Origin of the sequence: Streptomyces sp. B1866 (assembly GCF_031932565.1) — a bacterium.
Classification (GTDB): Bacteria; Actinomycetota; Actinomycetes; order Streptomycetales; family Streptomycetaceae; genus Streptomyces.
On sequence record NZ_JAVSCF010000531.1, the window covers coordinates 1 to 1,151 of the forward strand.

1 protein-coding gene is annotated in these 1,151 nt (G+C 72.0%); it reads left to right on the forward strand.

Going from position 1 to position 1,151, the window contains the following annotated elements:
• Positions 1–98 precede the first annotated feature (98 nt).
• A complete protein-coding gene (locus tag RKE29_RS30010) occupies positions 99–1,046 on the forward strand; it encodes an aromatase/cyclase (protein ID WP_312008862.1) in 948 nt (315 codons plus the stop codon).
• Positions 1,047–1,151 lie beyond the last annotated feature (105 nt).

Genomic DNA, 1,151 nt, shown 5'->3' on the forward strand with positions numbered 1-1,151 from the left:
TCTGCGGCGGCCTCGGCAACTTCTGACCCGCCCGGCCGCGGCGCAGCCCCGCCCGGCGTCCGCCCGTCCCGTCCGTCTTCCCACCGAGGAGCCCGAGCATGCCCACGCACTCCCCGCGCCAGGTCGAGCACACGATCACGGTGGCGGCCCCGCCCGACGCCGTCTACGAGCTGATCGCCGACGTCGGCAACTGGCCGCGGATCTTCCCGCCGACCATCCACGTCGACTACGCCCAGAAGGGAGAGCACGACGAGTACATCCGGATCTGGGCCACGGCCAACGGCGTGGCCAAGAACTGGACCTCCCGCCGCATCCTCCAGCCCGAACAGCGCCGGATCAACTTCCAGCAGACCGTCTCGGCCCCGCCGGTGGCGTCGATGGGCGGCGCCTGGCTCATCGAGGAGCAGCCCGGCGGCGGCTCCCTGGTGCGGCTGCTGCACGAGTACCGGTCCGTCGGCGACGATCCCGAGGGACTGGCCTGGATCGACCAGGCGGTCGACCGCAACTCCCGCTCCGAGCTGGCCGCCCTCAAACAGAACGTGGAGGCGGCGCACGCGGCCCGCGACCTGACGCTGTCCTTCGAGGACTCGGTGCACGTCGACGGCCGGCGCGAGGACGTGTTCGCCTTCGTCAACGAGGCCAACCTGTGGTCGCAGCGGCTGCCGCACGTGGCCAAGGTCCGGCTGGAGGAGGACGAGCAGGGCCTGCAGACCCTGGAGATGGACACCGTCGCCAAGGACGGCTCCACCCACACCACCAAGTCCTACCGGGTCACCTTCCCGTACCACGGCATCGCCTACAAGCAGGTCACGCTGCCCGCGCTGCTGACCCTCCACACCGGCTACTGGACGTTCGAGGAGCACCAGGACGGCGGGGTCACCGCCCGCTCCCAGCACACCGTGGTACTCGACCCCGACGCCGTCGCCGGTGTGCTCGGCCCGCGGGCCACGGTCGAGAACGCGCTCGACTACGTGCGGACCGCGCTGAGCACCAACAGCCTGGCCACGCTCCGCCATGCCAAGGCCCACGCAGAGAAAGTCCGCTGACGGTGGCCTCCGGGGCCGTCCCGGACCGGGCGGGTGCCGCCGAGGACGCGCAGGTCGTCGTCGTGGGCGCCGGCCCGGCCGGGCTGATGCTCGCCGGCGAACTGC